General features: G+C 71.3%; 15 protein-coding genes. All 15 read left to right on the top strand.

Annotated elements, in window-relative coordinates:
* Positions 1-168 precede the first annotated feature (168 nt).
* The 15 genes from ACK4LS_RS07395 (at position 169) to ACK4LS_RS07325 (ending at position 17055) form a co-directional block, all read left to right on the top strand.
* Entirely contained in the window at positions 169-1242 is a 1074-nt protein-coding gene (locus tag ACK4LS_RS07395) for a UDP-N-acetylglucosamine--N-acetylmuramyl-(pentapeptide) pyrophosphoryl-undecaprenol N-acetylglucosamine transferase (protein ID WP_409715436.1), read from the top strand.
* Positions 1243-1314: 72 nt separating this feature from the next.
* Positions 1315-2721, top strand: coding sequence for a UDP-N-acetylmuramate--L-alanine ligase (gene murC, locus ACK4LS_RS07390; protein ID WP_409715433.1), 1407 nt, complete (start codon positions 1315-1317; stop codon positions 2719-2721).
* A 2-nt stretch (positions 2722-2723) separates the two neighbouring features.
* A complete protein-coding gene (locus ACK4LS_RS07385) occupies positions 2724-3725 on the top strand; it encodes an FtsQ-type POTRA domain-containing protein (protein WP_409715430.1) in 1002 nt (333 codons plus the stop codon).
* Between the two features lie 151 nt (positions 3726-3876).
* Positions 3877-5064 (top strand): cell division protein FtsZ, encoded by a 1188-nt coding sequence (ftsZ, locus tag ACK4LS_RS07380; RefSeq protein ID WP_409715427.1) that lies wholly within the window; start codon positions 3877-3879, stop codon positions 5062-5064.
* 66 nt (positions 5065-5130) lie between these two features.
* Positions 5131-5814 carry a YggS family pyridoxal phosphate-dependent enzyme gene (locus ACK4LS_RS07375; protein WP_409715425.1) on the top strand — a complete coding sequence of 228 codons (684 nt, stop codon included), beginning with the start codon at positions 5131-5133 and terminating at the stop codon, positions 5812-5814.
* A gap of 31 nt (positions 5815-5845) precedes the next feature.
* Positions 5846-6319 carry a cell division protein SepF gene (locus ACK4LS_RS07370; RefSeq protein ID WP_409715422.1) on the top strand — a complete coding sequence of 158 codons (474 nt, stop codon included), beginning with the start codon at positions 5846-5848 and terminating at the stop codon, positions 6317-6319.
* A gap of 6 nt (positions 6320-6325) precedes the next feature.
* Positions 6326-6628, top strand: a complete 303-nt coding sequence (locus tag ACK4LS_RS07365) for a YggT family protein (protein ID WP_409715420.1) — start codon at positions 6326-6328, stop codon at positions 6626-6628.
* Between the two features lie 133 nt (positions 6629-6761).
* Complete coding sequence (locus ACK4LS_RS07360) at positions 6762-7385, top strand: DivIVA domain-containing protein (RefSeq protein WP_409715417.1); 624 nt, start codon at positions 6762-6764, stop codon at positions 7383-7385.
* 9 nt (positions 7386-7394) lie between these two features.
* The gene (gene lspA / locus ACK4LS_RS07355) at positions 7395-7973 is read left to right on the top strand and encodes a signal peptidase II (protein ID WP_409715415.1); all 579 of its coding nucleotides are present in this window, start codon (positions 7395-7397) and stop codon (positions 7971-7973) included.
* A 1-nt stretch (position 7974) separates the two neighbouring features.
* On the top strand, positions 7975-8898 hold the full coding sequence (locus tag ACK4LS_RS07350) for an RluA family pseudouridine synthase (protein WP_409715412.1): 924 nt from the start codon (positions 7975-7977) through the stop codon (positions 8896-8898).
* A 176-nt stretch (positions 8899-9074) separates the two neighbouring features.
* The gene (gene dnaE / locus ACK4LS_RS07345) at positions 9075-12539 is read left to right on the top strand and encodes a DNA polymerase III subunit alpha (protein ID WP_409715441.1); all 3465 of its coding nucleotides are present in this window, start codon (positions 9075-9077) and stop codon (positions 12537-12539) included.
* A 105-nt stretch (positions 12540-12644) separates the two neighbouring features.
* Complete coding sequence (locus ACK4LS_RS07340) at positions 12645-14084, top strand: hypothetical protein (RefSeq protein ID WP_409715409.1); 1440 nt, start codon at positions 12645-12647, stop codon at positions 14082-14084.
* A gap of 139 nt (positions 14085-14223) precedes the next feature.
* Positions 14224-15525 (top strand): histidinol dehydrogenase, encoded by a 1302-nt coding sequence (gene hisD / locus ACK4LS_RS07335; RefSeq protein ID WP_409715406.1) that lies wholly within the window; start codon positions 14224-14226, stop codon positions 15523-15525.
* A gap of 8 nt (positions 15526-15533) precedes the next feature.
* Positions 15534-16019, top strand: coding sequence for a transcriptional regulator NrdR (nrdR, locus tag ACK4LS_RS07330; RefSeq protein WP_409715403.1), 486 nt, complete (start codon positions 15534-15536; stop codon positions 16017-16019).
* Between the two features lie 10 nt (positions 16020-16029).
* The gene (locus ACK4LS_RS07325) at positions 16030-17055 is read left to right on the top strand and encodes a quinone-dependent dihydroorotate dehydrogenase (RefSeq protein ID WP_409715400.1); all 1026 of its coding nucleotides are present in this window, start codon (positions 16030-16032) and stop codon (positions 17053-17055) included.
* Positions 17056-17149 lie beyond the last annotated feature (94 nt).

The raw sequence follows: 17149 nt of genomic DNA, 5'->3' as shown, positions 1-17149 counted from the left end.
GCCCGCCCGCGCGGGTCGTCGCCGGGGCTGAACGCCCCACCTCGCACGCGGGCCCCGCGGGCGCGTCGGCGGCGCGGCGGGAGGAACCGCTCCAGGATCCGGATCCGCCCCCGGGCCGTCGGTCGGACATCGTCCGTCTCACCCCGCCGGCGTGGTTAGGGTCGTACGGTGACGACTTACCTCCTCGCCGGCGGCGGAACAGCCGGGCACGTCAATCCTCTCCTCGCCGTGGCCGATGGCCTGCGTGCGCGCGACGCGGCGGCGGAGGTGCTCGTCCTCGGCACGCGGGAGGGGCTCGAGGCGCGCCTGGTGCCCCTGCGCGGGTACGAGCTGCTCACCATCGCCAAGGTCCCGTTCCCGCGGCGGCCCGACCGCGCCGCGGCGGTCTTCCCCGCGCGCTTCCTGCGTGCGATCGCCGACGTGCGCCGCATGATCCGCGAGTGCGGTGTCGACGTGGTCGTCGGCTTCGGCGGCTACGCGGCCGCCCCGGCCTATCTCGCCGCGCGCCGTGAGCGCATCCCGGTGGTCGTGCACGAGGCCAATGCCAAGCCGGGCCTGGCGAACGTCCTCGGCGCACGCGGGGCGGCCGGTGTCGGTGTCGCGTTCGCGGGCACGCCCCTTCGCGGCGCGCGCGAGGTGGGGATGCCGCTGCGGCGCGAGATCGTCGAGCTCGACGCCGGCGCGCTCCGCGCCGAAGCGGCCGCGCACTTCGGACTGGATGCCGCCCGCCCCACGCTCCTCGTGTTCGGCGGGTCGCTCGGGGCGCTCCGGCTCAACACGGCCTTCGGCGAGGCGTGGCGCGACGTGCTCGACGCGGGCTGGCAGCTGCTGCACGTGACGGGGCAGAATTCCGACCTCCCCGACCCCGGTGCCGAGGGTTATGCCGTGGTGCGCTACGTCGACCGCATGGACCTCGCCTTCGCCCTGGCCGACCTCGTGGTCTCGCGCTCGGGAGCGGCGACCGTCAGCGAGATCAACGCGCTCGGCATCCCGGCCGTCTACGTGCCGTACGCGGTCGGCAACGGCGAGCAGAGCCTGAACGCCGCGGCCGCCGTCCGTGCGGGCGCCGCGCTGCTGATCGCCGACGCCGCGTTCACGCCCGATCGGGTGCGCGCCGACGTCGTGTCGCTGCTGCGCGACGACGAGCGGCGCAATGCGATGCGCTCCGCGGCGGCGCGCACCGGCATCCGGACCGGAACGGAGAACGTGATCGCCCTTGTCGACGAGGCCCTCGCGCGCTGATGCCGGAAGCCCTGCGCCGGCGGGCGCGCCGGGGCCGTCGCGCAGGATCGGCGACGTAAACTCGCAAGCGCCATGATCAGACCCGACCTGAGTCTCCCCATCCCCGAGTCCATCACCTCCGCGCACTTCATCGGCGTGGGCGGATCGGGCATGTCCGGGCTCGCGCGCATGTTCCTCGACCGCGGCATCCGCGTGTCCGGCTCCGACCGCGCCGACAGCGCGGCGCTGCGCGACCTCGCCGCCCGCGGTGCCACCGTGCACGTCGGTCACGACGCGGCGCACCTCGGCGACGCCGACACCGTGGTGCACACCGGGGCGATCTGGCCCGAGAACCCCGAGTTCGTCACCGCCAAGCAGCGCGGTCTGCATGTGATCCACCGCTCGCAGGCGCTGCACTGGCTCATCGGCGGTCGGCGGCTCGTGTCGGTCGCGGGCGCGCACGGCAAGACCACCTCGACGGGCATGATCGTCACCGCTCTGCGCGCGCTGGATCTCGACCCCACCTTCGTCAACGGCGGCGTCATCGCCGATCTCGGCGCCTCCAGCGGCACCGGCTCCGACGACCTCGTCGTGATCGAGGCCGACGAGTCCGACGGCACCTTCGAGCTCTACGACACCGCGGTCGCCCTCATCACCAACGTCGACCCCGACCACCTCGACCACTACGGCTCGCGCGACGCCTTCGACGCCGCCTTCGCCCGGTTCGCCGACGCCGCGCGGGAGGCCGTGGTCATCTCCGCCGACGACGCCGGCGCCCGGGCCGTGCGCGAGCGCATCACCCACCCCGAGGTCGTGACCTTCGGAGAGGACCCCTCCGCCGACGTGCGTCTGAGCGGGATCCGCACCGAGGGTCCCGTCGCCTTCACGCTCACCGCCGACGGCGAGAGCGTCGAGGTGCGACTGCGCGTCCCGGGTGCCCACAACGCCATCAACGCGGCGGGCGCGGTCGCGGTGCTGCGCGTGCTGGGCCACTCGCTGGCCGACGCGGCGCGCGCGGTCGAGGGATTCGGCGGGACCGTGCGCCGGTTCGAGCTGCACGGTGTCGAGCACGGTGTGAGCGTCTACGACGACTACGCGCACCACCCCACCGAGGTCGCGGCCGCGCTCTCCGCCGCCCGCACGGTGGTGGGGGAGGGACGCCTCATCGCGATCCAGCAGCCGCACACCTACTCGCGGACGCAGGAGATGTTCCGCGAATTCGCCGAGGTGCTGGAGTCGCACGCCGATCACACCGTCATGCTCGACGTCTACGGCGCGCGCGAAGACCCCGTGCCCGGGGTCACCGGGGAGCTGGTCAGCGGCGCCTTCGCCGATCCCGCGCACGTGCATTACGTGCCGGACTGGCAGGCCGCGGCCGAGTACACAGCACGGATCGCCCGCCCGGGCGACTACGTCATCACCCTCGGGTGCGGCAACGTCTACCAGATCATCCCGCAGGTGCTCGAGGCGCTGTCCCGCACCGAGGCGCCGGCGGTCTGAGCGTGCGCCGGCCCTCGCCCCTGCCGCAGCCTCCGGAGTCCGCCCGCGCGGCGAAGGAGAACCGGGTCGACGAGCGTCCCGCGGCCCCCGCGCCCCGGCATCCCGGCCCCGCCGACGAGACGGCGCCGGTCACCCCGCTCGTGCGGCCGTCCGACGTCCGTCCGCCCGCATCCAGCGCGCGGGCGTCCGTCGGGCCCTCGTCGGCGCCGGCCGGGCTGCCGCAGACCCCGGATGCCGGGGGAGCGGGTCTGCGCGACGTGTGGCGCGCCTCGCGGGCCCGGCGCCGCGCCCTGTCGGCCGAGGTCAAGCGCTTCACGGTGCGCCAGCGCCGCCGTCGGCGCGTGTGGATCGGCGTCGCGGCCGCGTTCGCGGTCATGGTGCTCGGCACGGCGGGCGCGGCGTACAGTCCGCTCTTCGCCGTCGAGCGCGTCGACGTCGTCGGCACGTCGCAGCTCGACCCGGCGGCGGTGGCGGACGCGTTGAGCGGTCAGGTCGGCACCCCGCTCGCCCTCGTCGACGACAGCGCCGTGAAAGCCGCGCTCGTGCGATTCCCGCTCGTGGAGTCGTACACGCTCGAGGCCCGGCCCCCGCACGACCTCGTCGTCTCCATCGTCGAGCGCACCCCCGTCGGCGCGCTGCCGACCCCGGCCGGCTTCACCGTGGTGGATGCCGCGGGCGTCGTGCTCTCGACGACGCCCGACGCCCCCGCCGGCCAGCCGTCCCTCGAGATCGCGGGCGGCGTCGATTCGGCGGCCTTCCGCGCCGTCGGTCGCGTGATGCGCTCCCTCCCCGACGCGGTGCGCGCGCAGGTCACCGGCGTGTCGGCATCCACGCCCGACGACGTGACCCTGACCCTCGGTGCGACGGGGTCGCGCGTGGTGTGGGGCAGTGCCGACCGCTCGGCCGAGAAGGCGATCGTGCTCGACCGATTGATGGCCAAGAGCCCGCCTGATCGCGCGAAGGAGTACGACGTCACCTCGCCCGAGGCCGGCGTCGTCCGCTGATCTCGGGAGCGATACCGGGACACGCCGCGTGTCGGGCCGCCGGGGTCGACCCCGCCGCTTACCTTCGAGCTAAGGAATTGCATACCGGGCAATTCTTTAACCCTCAACATGAGGTTTAGAGTTTCGGGTTCGGGGACAAACGGAGGCCGGCATGAGCCACAACCAGAACTACCTCGCCGTGATCAAGGTCGTCGGTGTGGGCGGGGGCGGCGTCAACGCCGTCAACCGCATGATCGAGCTCGGCCTGCGCGGCGTGGAGTTCATCGCGATCAACACCGACGCGCAGGCGCTGCTCATGAGCGACGCCGACGTCAAGCTCGACGTCGGTCGCGAGCTCACGCGCGGCCTCGGCGCCGGCGCCGATCCCGAGGTGGGCCGTCGCGCCGCCGAGGATCACGCCGAAGAGATCGAGGAGGCCCTCCGCGGCGCCGACATGGTGTTCGTCACCGCGGGCGAGGGCGGCGGCACGGGCACGGGCGGTGCCCCGGTCGTCGCGAAGATCGCGAAGTCGATCGGCGCGCTGACCATCGGTGTCGTCACCAAGCCCTTCTCGTTCGAGGGTCGCCGTCGCCAGAGTCAGGCCGAGGCGGGCGTGGGCCGGCTGAAGGAAGAGGTCGACACCCTCATCGTCGTCCCGAACGACCGCCTGCTCGAGATCAGCGACCGCGGCATCTCGATGATCGAGGCCTTCGCCACGGCCGACCAGGTGCTCCTCGCGGGTGTCCAGGGCATCACCGACCTCATCACCACGCCGGGTCTGATCAACCTCGACTTCGCCGACGTCAAGTCGGTCATGCAGGGGGCGGGGTCCGCGCTCATGGGCATCGGCTCCTCGCGGGGCGCCGACCGGGCCATCAAGGCCGCCGAGCTCGCCGTCGAATCGCCGCTGCTCGAGGCTTCCATCGAGGGCGCGCACGGTGTGCTGCTGTCGATCCAGGGTGGCTCGAACCTCGGCATCTTCGAGATCAACGACGCCGCGCAGCTGGTGAAGGAGGCCGCGCACCCCGAGGCCAACATCATCTTCGGAACGGTCATCGACGACACGCTCGGCGACGAGGTGCGCGTCACCGTCATCGCGGCAGGCTTCGACGGCGGCGAGCCCTCGCTGCGCATCGACGCGGTCGGTGCTCAGCGCCCGGCGTCGGCGCCCCTCGTGCCCGTCATCCCCGCCGACGACGTCGCGCGCGATCTCGACGCGGCCGAGGAGCAGAAGGCCTCGACCGAGCGCGCCCCCGAGCGTCGCCCGGAGCCGGCCCCGGTGACCGCGCGCGTCCCCGAGACCTCGTACGACAGCGGCTACGCCGACGACGACCTCGACGTGCCCGACTTCCTGAAGTAAGAGCGAACGTTCCGACGAAGCGGGTCCGGTGACAACCGGGCCCGCTCTCGTCGTCGAAGGAGCAGCATGGATCACGCCCTGGCCGACCGGCTCGCCGCCGTCGACGAGCGCATCCGGGATGCGGCCCGCGCGGCGCACCGCGACGTCGATGAGATCACCCGCATCGTGGTGACGAAGTTCCACCCCGCCTCGCTCGTCGAGGAGCTGTACGCCCTGGGCGTGCGCGACGTCGGAGAGAACCGCCAGCAGGAGCTCACGGCCAAGCGCGCCGAGCTCGACGGCATCCCGGATCTCACCTGGCACTTCATCGGGCAGGCGCAGACCAACAAGGCCCGTGCCGTGCGGGCGGCGGCGGATGCCGTGCACTCGGTCGACCGCGTGCGCATCGCCGACGCGCTCGACGCGGTCGAGGCCGATGAGCGGCTCGACGTGCTGCTGCAGGTCAACCTCACCGACGACCCGGGCCGGGGCGGTGTGGCGCCCGGCGGCGTCGCGGAGCTCGCGGCGCACGTCGCGACCCTGCCGCGACTGCGGCTGAGGGGGGTCATGGCGGTCGCCCCGCTCGACGAAGACCCCGCGCGGGCCTTCGAGCGCCTGCGCGCCTCGTCGGACGCGGTGCGCGGTGTCGTCACCGATGCCACCTGGATCTCGGCGGGGATGACGGGTGATTTCCCGGAAGCGATCGCAATGGGCGCGACACACCTGCGGATCGGCTCGGCAATCACGGGCCAGAGACCCGCGCGCGACTAGCCTCGGACCAGACGAGCGAACGGAGGATGCGATGTCGAACCCCCTCAAGAAGACGATGGTGTACCTGGGCCTCGCCGACGAGGAAGAGACCTATGAGGAGACAGCGCCGCAGCCCATCGCGCGCAAGCAGCCCGCACAGGCTGCTGCTCCCGTCGAGAAGGCCGCGCCGGTGACCCCGCTGCACCGTCCCGCCGTGGTGCGTCAGCCCTCGGCCGGACCCGTCAGCGAGATCCTCACGGTGCACCCCAAGCAGTACCGCGACGCCCAGACCATCGCGGAGAACTTCCGGGAGGGCATCCCGGTCATCATCAACCTGTCGCAGATGAGCGACGCCGACGCGCGTCGCCTGATCGACTTCGCGAGCGGCCTGTCGCTCGGGCTGTACGGCCGCATCGAGCGGGTGACGAGCAAGGTCTTCCTGCTCTCGCCCGAGAACATCGCCGTGTCCGGCGACGGTGCGATCGCCCAGGCCGATGTCGAAGCAGCGCCCTTCGCGTCCCAGTAAGCGATCGTGGCCGTCCTGAGCCTGGTCGGCTCCATCCTCAGCGCGCTGCTGTTCATCTACATCGTGCTGTTGCTCGCGCGCCTGGTGCTCGAGTACATCCCGATGTTCAACCGGGAGTGGCGTCCGCGCGGCGCCACGCTCGTGTCGGCAGAGATCGTCTACACCGTGACGGACCCGCCCATCAAGCTGGTGCGTCGCGTCATCCCGCCCCTGCGCATCGGAGGCGTCGCGATCGATTTCGGATTCGCGATCGTCATGTTCGTCTGCTTCCTGCTACTGAGTGTGACGCGGTCCCTCGCGGCCGCCTGACACCCATCGCCGCCGTCCTTCGACAGTGCACTTCGACACTGACGAAGGGCGGCGGCTATGCTGTTCCGAAGCGGTACGCCCCGGTGCGACACCCCCACAGTTCCGATTCAGAGCTCTCGAAAGAGGAAACACCATGGCACTGACCCCCGATGACGTCGTCACCAAGCAGTTCCAGCACGTTCGCTTCAAGGAGGGCTTCGACCCCGACGAGGTCGACGACTTCCTCGACGAGATCGTCGTCGAGTGGCGCAAGACCATCGCCGAGAACGAAGAGCTGAAGACCAAGCTCGCGGCCTACGAGTCGGGCGAGTCCGCTCCCGCGACCGTGGCGGCCCCCGTGGCGGAGGCCCCCCAGGCCGAGGAGCCCGCTCCCGTCGAGACGCCCGCCCCGGCACCCGTGGCCGCTCCCGTCTCCGACGACGCGGCCCCCGTCGCCCAGAGCGCCGGCATCATCGAGCTCGCGCAGCGTCTGCACGACGAGCACGTCGCCGAGGGCAAGGCCCAGCGCGATCAGCTCATCGGCGAGGCGCAGGCGCAGGCGGCGTCCATCGTCGCCGAAGCCGAGCAGAAGGGCCGCGAAGAGCGCGCCCGTCTCGAGAAGGAGCGCACGACGCTCGAGGGCCGGATCACCGAGCTCCGCAACTTCGAGCGCGACTACCGCGCGCAGCTGCGTTCCTACATCGAGGGTCAGCTCCGCGACCTCGACACCACTGCGTCGTCGTCGGGCTCCACGCCCGTGTCGGCGATCGGTCTGTAAGTCGACTCTTTGCGCAGTCGATCTCCTCTGCGACCGGCGGCGGCCGGCATCGTCATCGCGATCCTCGCGGTGGTGGTGCTGGCCGCCGACCAGTTGGCGAAGACCGCGGCCATCGACAACCTCCCCCCGGAGCGCGTCGTGCCGGTTCTCGGTGAAGCCCTGCAGTTCTATCTCGTCCGCAACCCCGGGGCCGCCTTCTCGCTGGGCGAGGGCGTCACGTGGTTGTTCACCATCGCCCTCGCGGTCGTCGCGGGTGTGATCGTCTTCCTCGCCGTGCGCCGCGTGCGCTCGCGCCTGTGGGCCGTCGTCCTGGGTCTTCTGCTCGGCGGCGTGCTGGGCAACCTCACGGACCGCGTGCTGCGCGAGCCGGGCTTCCCCGTGGGTCACGTCGTCGACTTCATCTCCACGCCGTGGATGATGCCCGCGATCTACAACGTGGCCGACGTCTTCATCGTCTCGATGATGATCTCGGTCGCCCTGCTCGTCCTGTTCGGCCTGCGCCTCGACGGCACGCGCGAGACCCGCGCGTCTCGGGCCGCCGAGGCCGCCGGCGACGTCGAGGCGCCGAGCGATCCCGGCACGCGCTGACATGGAGTCGCGCACGCTCCCCGTCCCCGACGGGCTGGACGGCACCCGCATCGATCAGGCCCTGGCCAAGATGCTCGGGTTCTCCCGCACCTTCGCGGCCGAGGTCGCCGACGCCGGGGGAGTGAGCGTCGACGGCCGGACCGCCGGCCGCAGCGACCGACTCCGCGCGGGCTCGTGGATCAGCGTGGAGTGGGAACCCAAGCGCGACCCCGAGATCGTGCCCGTGGCCGTGCCCGACCTCGGCATCGTGCACGACGACGACGAGATCGTCGTGGTCGACAAGCCCGCCGGTGTCGCGGCCCATCCGTCCCTCGGCTGGGAGGGGCCCACCGTGCTCGGAGCCCTCGCGGCCGCGGGTTTCCGCATCGCCACGAGCGGTCCCGCCGAGCGTCGCGGGGTGGTGCACCGTCTCGACGCCGGGACGAGCGGCCTGATGGTCGTGGCCAAGACCGAACGGGCCTACACGCTGCTGAAGAGCGCGTTCAAGCAGCGCGAGGTCGAGAAGATCTACCACGCGGTCGTGCAGGGCCACCCCGATCCGCTGGCGGGGACGATCGACGCGCCGATCGGTCGGCATCCCCACCATTCGTGGAAGTTCGCCGTCACTCCCGACGGCAAGGACTCCATCACCCATTACGAGACCCTCGAGGCGTTCCCGCGGGCCTCGCTGCTGGAGATCCACCTCGAGACGGGCCGCACGCATCAGATCCGCGTGCACATGGCCGCGCACCGCCACCCCTGCGCGGGCGACCCGCTCTACGGCGGGGACCCCACGCTGTCGGAGCGTCTCGGCCTCACGCGTCAGTGGCTGCACGCCCACCGGCTGGCGTTCGCGCACCCGGGCACGGGGGAGTGGGTCGCCTTCGAGTCGCCCTACCCGGCCGATCTCGCGCGCGCCCTCGAGATCCTCGCCGACGGCGCCTGACCGGACCGGCGTCGCGTCCGCCGCGACGGGGGCCGTCCGGCGGCGACGCGCCCGGCCGGGCCGGGCGAACTGGGCGTCCGCCGCGAGATTCCGAGGTCGATGTCGGAGGCCGAACGTACACTCGATACGTGGCAGCAGACTCCTTCGTTCACCTTCACGTGCACAGCGAGTATTCGATGCTCGACGGCGCGGCGCGCATCGGACCGATGGTCCAGGAGGCCGTCACACAGGGGATGCCGGCGATCGCCGTCACCGACCACGGCAACACGTTCGCCGCCTACGAGTTCTACAAGACGGCGAAAGACGCCGGCATCAAGCCGATCATCGGCATCGAGGCCTACGTCACCCCGGGAACGCACCGCTCCGACAAGGCCCGCGTGCGGTGGGGCACGCCCGAGCAGCAGAGCGACGACGTCTCGGGTTCGGGTGCGTACACGCACATGACCCTGTTGTCCGAGACGACCGAGGGCATGCACAACCTGTTCCGCCTGTCGTCCCGGGCGAGCATGGAGGGCTACTACTTCAAGCCCCGCATGGACCGCGAGTTGCTGCAGACCTACGGCAAGGGCCTGATCGCCACCACCGGGTGCCCCTCGGGAGAGGTGCAGACGCGCCTGCGCCTCGGCCAGTACGACGCCGCCCGCGCCGCGGCGGCCGAGTTCCAAGACATCTTCGGCAAAGACAACTACTTCGCCGAGATCATGGACCACGGCCTGTCGATCGAACGTCGGGTCATGGGCGATCTGCTCAAGATCTCGAAAGACCTCGGCATCCCCCTCGTCGGCACGAACGACCTGCACTACACGCACCAGCACGACGCCACGAGTCACGCGGCCCTGCTGTGCGTGCAGTCGGGGTCGACGCTCGACGACCCCAAGCGGTTCAAGTTCGACGGCGACGGCTACTACGTCAAGTCGCCGGCCGAGATGCGTCAGGTGTTCCGCGATCACCCCGAGGCGTGCGACAACACGCTGCTCATCGCCGAGCGCTGCGACGTGGAGTTCAACACCTCCGCGAACTACATGCCGCGCTTCCCGGTGCCCGAGGGTGAGACCGAAGACAGCTGGATGATCAAAGAGGTCGAGAACGGCCTGCGCGACCGCTATCCCGACGGCATCCCGGATGCCGTGCGCAAGCAGGCCGAGTACGAGACCGGCGTCATCCTGCAGATGGGGTTCCCCGGGTACTTCCTCGTCGTGGCCGACTTCATCAACTGGGCCAAAGACCACGGCATCCGCGTGGGTCCGGGCCGCGGCTCGGGTGCCGGCTCGATGGTCGCGTACGCGATGAAGATCACCGACCTCGATCCGCTGCAGCACGGCCTGATCTTCGAGCGCTTCCTCAACCCCGACCGCGTCTCGATGCCCGACTTCGACGTCGACTTCGACGACCGTCGTCGCGGTGAGGTGATCCAGTACGTCACCGAGAAGTACGGCGACGAGCGCGTTGCGCAGATCGTCACCTACGGCACCATCAAGGCCAAGCAGGCGCTCAAAGACGCCGGCCGTGTGCTCGGCTTCCCGTTCAGCATGGGCGACAGGCTCACCAAGGCCATGCCGCCGGCGGTGATGGGCAAAGACATGCCGCTCGACGGCATGTTCAACCCCGAGCACCCCCGCTACAAAGAGGCGAGCGAGTTCCGCACGCTCATCGAGACCGACGCCGAGGCCAAGACGGTCTTCGACACCGCCCTCGGGCTCGAGAACCTGAAGCGTCAGTGGGGCGTGCACGCGGCCGGCGTGATCATGTCGAGCGAGCCCCTCATCGACATCATCCCGATCATGCGTCGCGAGCAGGACGGCCAGATCGTCACGCAGTTCGACTACCCCGCGTGCGAGTCGCTCGGCCTGATCAAGATGGACTTCCTGGGGTTGCGTAACCTCACCATCATCAACGACGCCCTCGACAACATCGAGGCCAACCGCGGTCACCCGCTCGTGCTCGAAGACCTCGCGCTCGACGACGCGGCATCGTACGAGCTCCTCGCCCGCGGTGACACGCTCGGCGTGTTCCAGCTGGACGGCGGGCCCATGCGATCGCTGCTGCGTCTGATGCGTCCCGACAACTTCGAGGACATCTCGGCCGTGCTGGCGCTGTACCGCCCCGGCCCGATGGGCGTGAACTCGCACATCAACTACGCCCTGCGCAAGAACAAGCAGCAGGAGATCGAACCCATCCACCCCGAGCTCGAGGAGCCGCTGGCCGACATCCTCGACACCACCTACGGCCTGATCGTCTACCAGGAGCAGGTGATGGCCGTCGCGCAGCGCGTGGCCGGTTACACCCTCGGTCAGGCCGATCTCCTGCGTCGCGCGATGGGAAAGAAGAAGAAGAGCGAGCTCGACAAGCAGAAGGAGATCTTCTTCGGCGGCATGACCGAGCGCGGTTTCGGCGATGTCGCGCAGCAGACGCTGTGGAAGGTGCTGGAGTCCTTCGCCGACTACGCCTTCAACAAGGCGCACACCGCCGCCTACGGGCTGGTGTCGTACTGGACCGCGTACCTCAAAGCCCACTACCCGGCCGAGTACATGGCGGCCCTGCTCACGAGCGTCGGCGACTCGAAAGACAAGATGGCGGTGTACCTCAACGAGTGCCGCCGCATGGGCATCAGGGTGCTCCCGCCCGACGTCAACGAGTCGATCCGCTTCTTCGCCGCCGTCGGGGAAGACATCCGCTTCGGCCTGGGCGCCGTGCGCAACGTGGGCACCAACGTCGTCGATGGAATCGTCGCCGCGAGGCAAAATGCCAAGTACACGTCGTTCCACGACTTCCTGTCGAAGGTGCCGATGCACGTGGCCAACAAGCGCACCGTGGAGTCCCTCATCAAGGCCGGCGCGTTCGACTCGCTCGGCTCGACGCGCCGGGCCCTGGTCGAGGTGCACGAAGACGCGTGCGAGGGGGCGGTCCTCGACAAGCGGCGCGAAGCCAACGGCGAGGTGGGCTTCGACTTCGACTCGCTCTGGGACGAGCCGCAGCAGGTCGTGAAGGTGCCCGAGCGCCCGGAGTGGACGAAGAAAGACAAGTTGGCCTTCGAGCGCGAGATGCTCGGCCTCTACGTCTCCGACCACCCGCTGGCGGGCCTCGAGGTGCCGCTGGCCAAGCATGCGTCGACGTCGATCCACGACCTGCTCGCCTCGGAAGACGTGCAGGACGGCGATCAGGTGACGGTGGCGGGTCTGCTCACGAGCGTGCAGCACCGCGTCGCCAAGCAGAGCGGCAACCCCTACGGCATGGTCACCGTCGAAGACTTCAACGGCGAGGTGACGGTGATGTTCATGGGCAAGACCTACGCCGAGTTCGCCCCGGTGCTGCAGGCCGACTCGATCCTGGTCGTGCGCGGCCGGGTCTCACGGCGTGACGACGGTCTCAATCTCCACGCCCAGAGCGCTTTCGCCCCCGACCTCGAGGGTCTCGACGAGTCGGGCGGGCTGACGCTCCTGGTGCCCGAGCAGCGCGCGAACGAGGCGCTGGTCGGTGAGCTCGCACAGATGCTGCGTCGACACTCCGGCTCCACCGAGGTCGTGCTCAAGCTCCACAAGGGGGGTTCGGCGAAGGTCTTCGAGGTGCCGATGCCGGTGCGCGTCACCGCCGATCTGTTCGGCGAGCTGAAGGGGCTCCTGGGCCCGAACTGCCTCGGCTGACGCCTTCCCGACTCACGATCGCGCGCCGCGGCACGCCCAGCGGATGCCGAGAATCAGCCGGTTACGATGACCGGGCGCCGCGGCGCCCCGGGTGAAAGGACCACTGTGAACGATCAGAATCCCCACGACGGCACCGAGCCGGATCGGGAGCCCGACGCGTCCGTGACGCTTCCCGGCGAGACACCCACCGCGCCGGACGGCCGCTCCGGCGAGGCGGGCGGAACCGATGGGTCGCCGCACGCCGCGCAGTCCGCGACCGACCGTCCGGTGGACGCCTCCACGACCGACGACCCACGACAGGGTGCTCCCACCGGGGCGCCGTTCTCGGGGTCCACGGGCGCCGGGGTCGACGGCATCGGGGCGCACAGCACGGCGACCCCGCACGCCGCTGCAGCTGCGGATCGCGCCCCGGACGGGGGAGCGCCGTCCTATGGTGTCGGCCCCTTCTCCGTGCGCGAGATCGCGCTGCTCGGGGCGTGGGTCGTGGCGTTCTTCGTCTCGTTCTTCCGCACCAACATCCTCGACTCGCCCTCCGGAGTCCTCGTCGGCGGGGGGAACGTCTGGCTGTCGGGTCTGTGGTGGATCCCGGCCGTCGCGCTCCCGACGGTCGCCGTCGGTCTCATCGTGCTTCGGCGCCTCTCGCCGCAGGGCATCCGCAGGGTCGGTTCGCTCGGCATCGACCAGTTCGCGTCGGTCGCATTCACGGTCTCCGCGCTCGTCTGGGTCTCGTGGGTGTGGGACACCGTCGCGGTCTTCACCGAGACGGGCATCTGGACGCGTTCGTGGGTCATCTGGGTGGAAGCCGTCGTGTTGCTCGCCGGGGTGGTGCTGACGGTCTTCGCGCCCATCGTCCCGCCGTTCTCGTCCGATTTCCGCGACCGCGAAGAGGTGCCCGCACACCGCAGCGCGCGGCCCATCCGTCCCGTCGTACCGCGCCCGCGCGCTCCGCGTGCGCCGCGCCCCGCGGCCGACGCCGCCGGCGCCCACGCCGGTGACGCGCCTGCCCCGGGCAGCTACACGGGGTCGACCGATCTCGCGCACGACGGCGTCGCGCACCACGCGATCGCGCACGACGGCACCTCGCGCGCCGGTGTCTCGAACCGCGACACGGCGCACGCCGACGGGGCCCGCGAACCCCACGAGGCCGCGCCACCGACGACCGTCCTGCCCGCGCAGCACGGCGACGAGCACGACACCGACATCTTCGCCCCGCTGCGCGAGACCGGGGCGCACGAGCGCGTCTCGCCCGACGGCCGCGCCGAGCACGAGCGCCAGACGCACGACGGCCAGACGCACGACGGCCACCTGCACGACGGCCAGGATGCCGCCGGGCACGCGGGCCGCGATCACGCGCACGCGCAGGCGTTCTGGGCCCTGGCGCCCGAGGAGCGCGAGGTGGTCGACGACTACGGCACGCCGATCTTCCGGGTCGGACCCACGGCGTGGGCGCTCGTCATCGAGGATCGCGGCGAGACCTTCGTCGTGCGCCACGACGACGGCCGCATCGGTTATCTGCACGACGTATCGGGCGTGACGCGCGGCTGAGCGGCCCGCCGACCGGTGCGTCGCGTTCGGCCCTGCCGATCCGCCAGCGCCGCTCGTCCCCCGCTTCGGACACTGAACACCGGCTGCGAGCCGCCCGCGTCGCGCGAGGCGGCTCGCAAGCGGCCGGTAGCCTGGTCCCATGCTCCGCACGATCGATCTCCGCGGCCGCGTGCTCTCGCCGGCCGAGCTCCTCGCCGTCGTCCCCCGGGCCGACGCCGCGCGCGACGAGGCCCTCGCCACCGCCGCGCGTCTGGTGGACGAGGTCGCCCATCGGGGAGAGGAAGCCCTGCGCGAGCAGGCTGCGCGCTTCGACCGCGTCAGCGACCACGCCATCCGCGTCCCCGCCGATCACCTCGACGAGGCCCTGCGCGACCTCACGCCCGAGATCCGCGCGGCCCTCGATGAAGCGATCGTGCGCGTGCGCACGGCATCCGCCGCTCAGGTTCCGGCGCCCGTGATCACCGAGATCGGCGACGGAGCGCGCGTGACGCAGCGGTGGCAGCCCGTGCGCCGCGTGGGTCTCTACGTTCCCGGTGGCAAGGCCGTGTACCCGTCGAGCGTCGTGATGAACGTCGTCCCCGCGCAGGTCGCCGGCGTTCGCGAGGTCGCTCTCGCGTCGCCGCCGCAGGCCGCCTTCGGGGGCCGCGTGCACCCCGTCATCCTCGCCGCGGCCCGCCTCCTGGGTGTCACCGAGGTCTACGCCATGGGCGGGGCAGGGGCGATCGGCGCCTTCGCGCACGGGGTCGCCGAGATCGGGCTCGATCCGGTCGACGTGGTCACCGGTCCCGGCAACAACTTCGTCGCCTCGGCCAAGCGTGCCGTGGCCGGTCGCGTGGGCACCGACTCCGAGGCGGGGGCGACCGAGATCCTCGTCGTGGCCGACGACTCCGCGGCACCGGCGCTGGTCGCGGCCGACCTCGTGAGTCAGGCCGAGCACGACGAACAGGCGTCGGCCGTCCTCGTCACCGATTCGTCGGCGCTGGCCGAGGCCGTTCAGGCCGCCCTCCCCGCGCGCGTCGCAGCCACACGGCACAGCGAGCGCGTGACCGCCGCCTTCCACGGACCGCAGTCGGCGGTCGTGCTGGTCGACGACATCGCCCAGGCCACGGCGTTCAGCAACGCCTACGCCCCCGAGCACCTCGAGCTGCACCTGGCCGATCCGCGCGCCGAGGACTTCGTCAACGCGGGTGCGGTGTTCGTGGGCCCCTACACGCCCGTGAGCCTCGGCGACTATCTCGCCGGCAGCAATCACGTCCTCCCCACCGGGGGTCAGGCTCGCTACAGTGCCGGCCTGTCGGCGGCGACCTTCCTGCGCCCGCAGCAGGTGGTCGAGTACGACCGCGCCGCGCTGTCGCGGGTGCGGGATGCCATCGTCACCCTCGCCGACGCCGAGGCGCTGCCCGCGCACGGCGAGGCCGTGACCGCGCGGTTCGAGGACTGAGGCGCGTCATGCACTGTCCGTTCTGCCGCAACCCCGACTCCCGCGTGATCGACTCGCGCACGAGCGACGACGGCCTCAGCATCCGTCGCCGTCGACAGTGTCCGAAGTGCGGCGGTCGTTTCTCCACCGTCGAGACCGCGAGCCTGAACGTCATCAAGCGTTCGGGCGTGGTCGAGCCCTTCAGCCGCGAGAAGGTGATGTCCGGGGTGCGCAAGGCGTGCCAGGGACGCCCCGTCACGGATGCCGACCTCGCGGTGCTCGCGCAGCAGGTCGAGGAGGCCATCCGCCAGACCGGTTCGTCGCAGATCGAGGCGAACGAGATCGGCCTGTCGATCCTCGGCCCCCTTCGCGAGCTCGACGAGGTCGCCTACCTCCGCTTCGCCAGCGTCTATCAGGCCTTCGACTCCCTCGACGACTTCGACGCCGCGATCGCGCAGCTGCGGGCCGACCACGCGAGCCGTCGGACGCCCGAGGATCACGACGCCGTCCAGTAGCCTGGCGGGGATGTATCCCCTTCTCTTCCGTACGGTCCTCACCCGCTTCGACCCGGAGTTCGCCCACCACCTCGGGGCGCTCGTCATCCGGGCGGCGGGTGTGGAGCCGCTGGCATCCGTCGTCCGTCGCTTCACCGCTCCCCGACCCGGACAGCGCGTTGAGGCGTTGGGTCTCAGGTTCGATTCGCCCTTCGGCGTGGCCGCGGGCTTCGACAAGAACGTCTCGATGGGGCGGGGTCTGCACGCGCTCGGCTTCGGCCACGTCGAGGTGGGCACGGTCACGGCACTACCGCAGCCGGGCAACCCCAAGCCGCGCCTGTTCCGCCTGGTCGCCGATCGGGCCGTCATCAACCGGATGGGCTTCAACAACGACGGCGCCGCCGTCGCCGCCGCGCGCCTGCGCCGCCTGCGCCGCGCGCGCCGCCGCCCGGTGATCGGGGTGAACATCGGCAAGAGTCGCGTCGTCGCGGTCGACGACGCGACCACCGACTACGTGCGCAGCGCCCGGCTGCTCGCCCCTCTCGCCGACTACCTCGTCGTGAACGTCTCCTCGCCCAACACACCCGGGTTGCGAGGTCTGCAGGCCGTCGAGACGCTACGGCCGCTGTTGACCGCGGTCCGAGAGGCGGCGGGCGCGACCCCGTTGCTGGTGAAGATCGCTCCCGATCTCGCCGACGACGAGGTGGCCGACATCGCCCGGCTGGCCGTCGACACGGGCCTCGCCGGGATCATCGCCACGAACACCACGATCTCGCGCGCGGGCCTGTCGACGGATGCCGACACCGTCGAGGCGGCCGGCGCCGGCGGGCTGTCGGGCGCACCGCTGAGAGCCCGCGCCGCCGAGGTGCTGCGCCTCGTGCGCGCCGCGGTGCCCGCGGAGTTCGTGGTGATCTCGGCCGGGGGAGTGGAGACCGCCGACGACGTGCGCGAGCGACTCGCCGCCGGCGCCACGCTGGTGCAGGGGTACACGGGATTCCTCTACCGCGGCCCCCTGTGGGCGCGTCAGATCAACCGCGGTCTCGCCCGCGGTCGCTGACCCCGCGGACCAGCGCCGGAGCGCCGACGAACCGGCGCGGGCGGATGCAACGCCGAAGCGGGGCGGCCGAGGACCCGCCCCGGGGGGGGTGGTT

The sequence above is a fragment of the Microbacterium sp. genome, from assembly GCF_046295495.1.
Taxonomy (GTDB): domain Bacteria; phylum Actinomycetota; class Actinomycetes; order Actinomycetales; family Microbacteriaceae; genus Microbacterium.
Note: the sequence above shows the minus strand (reverse complement) of the source record. Positions and strands in the feature narration are given on the sequence as shown.

Bases quoted from the DNA above. Each gene is read 5' to 3' on its own strand.
- murC (WP_409715433.1), top strand. From the start codon at position 1,315: ATGATCAGACCCGACCTGAGTCTCCCCATCCCCGAGTCCATCACCTCC.
- ftsZ (WP_409715427.1), top strand. From the start codon at position 3,877: ATGAGCCACAACCAGAACTACCTCGCCGTGATCAAGGTCGTCGGTGTG.
- ACK4LS_RS07375 (WP_409715425.1), top strand. From the start codon at position 5,131: ATGGATCACGCCCTGGCCGACCGGCTCGCCGCCGTCGACGAGCGCATC.
- ACK4LS_RS07370 (WP_409715422.1), top strand. From the start codon at position 5,846: ATGTCGAACCCCCTCAAGAAGACGATGGTGTACCTGGGCCTCGCCGAC.
- ACK4LS_RS07360 (WP_409715417.1), top strand. From the start codon at position 6,762: ATGGCACTGACCCCCGATGACGTCGTCACCAAGCAGTTCCAGCACGTT.
- ACK4LS_RS07350 (WP_409715412.1), top strand. From the start codon at position 7,975: ATGGAGTCGCGCACGCTCCCCGTCCCCGACGGGCTGGACGGCACCCGC.
- dnaE (WP_409715441.1), top strand. From the start codon at position 9,075: ATGCTCGACGGCGCGGCGCGCATCGGACCGATGGTCCAGGAGGCCGTC.
- hisD (WP_409715406.1), top strand. From the start codon at position 14,224: ATGCTCCGCACGATCGATCTCCGCGGCCGCGTGCTCTCGCCGGCCGAG.
- nrdR (WP_409715403.1), top strand. From the start codon at position 15,534: ATGCACTGTCCGTTCTGCCGCAACCCCGACTCCCGCGTGATCGACTCG.
- ACK4LS_RS07325 (WP_409715400.1), top strand. From the start codon at position 16,030: ATGTATCCCCTTCTCTTCCGTACGGTCCTCACCCGCTTCGACCCGGAG.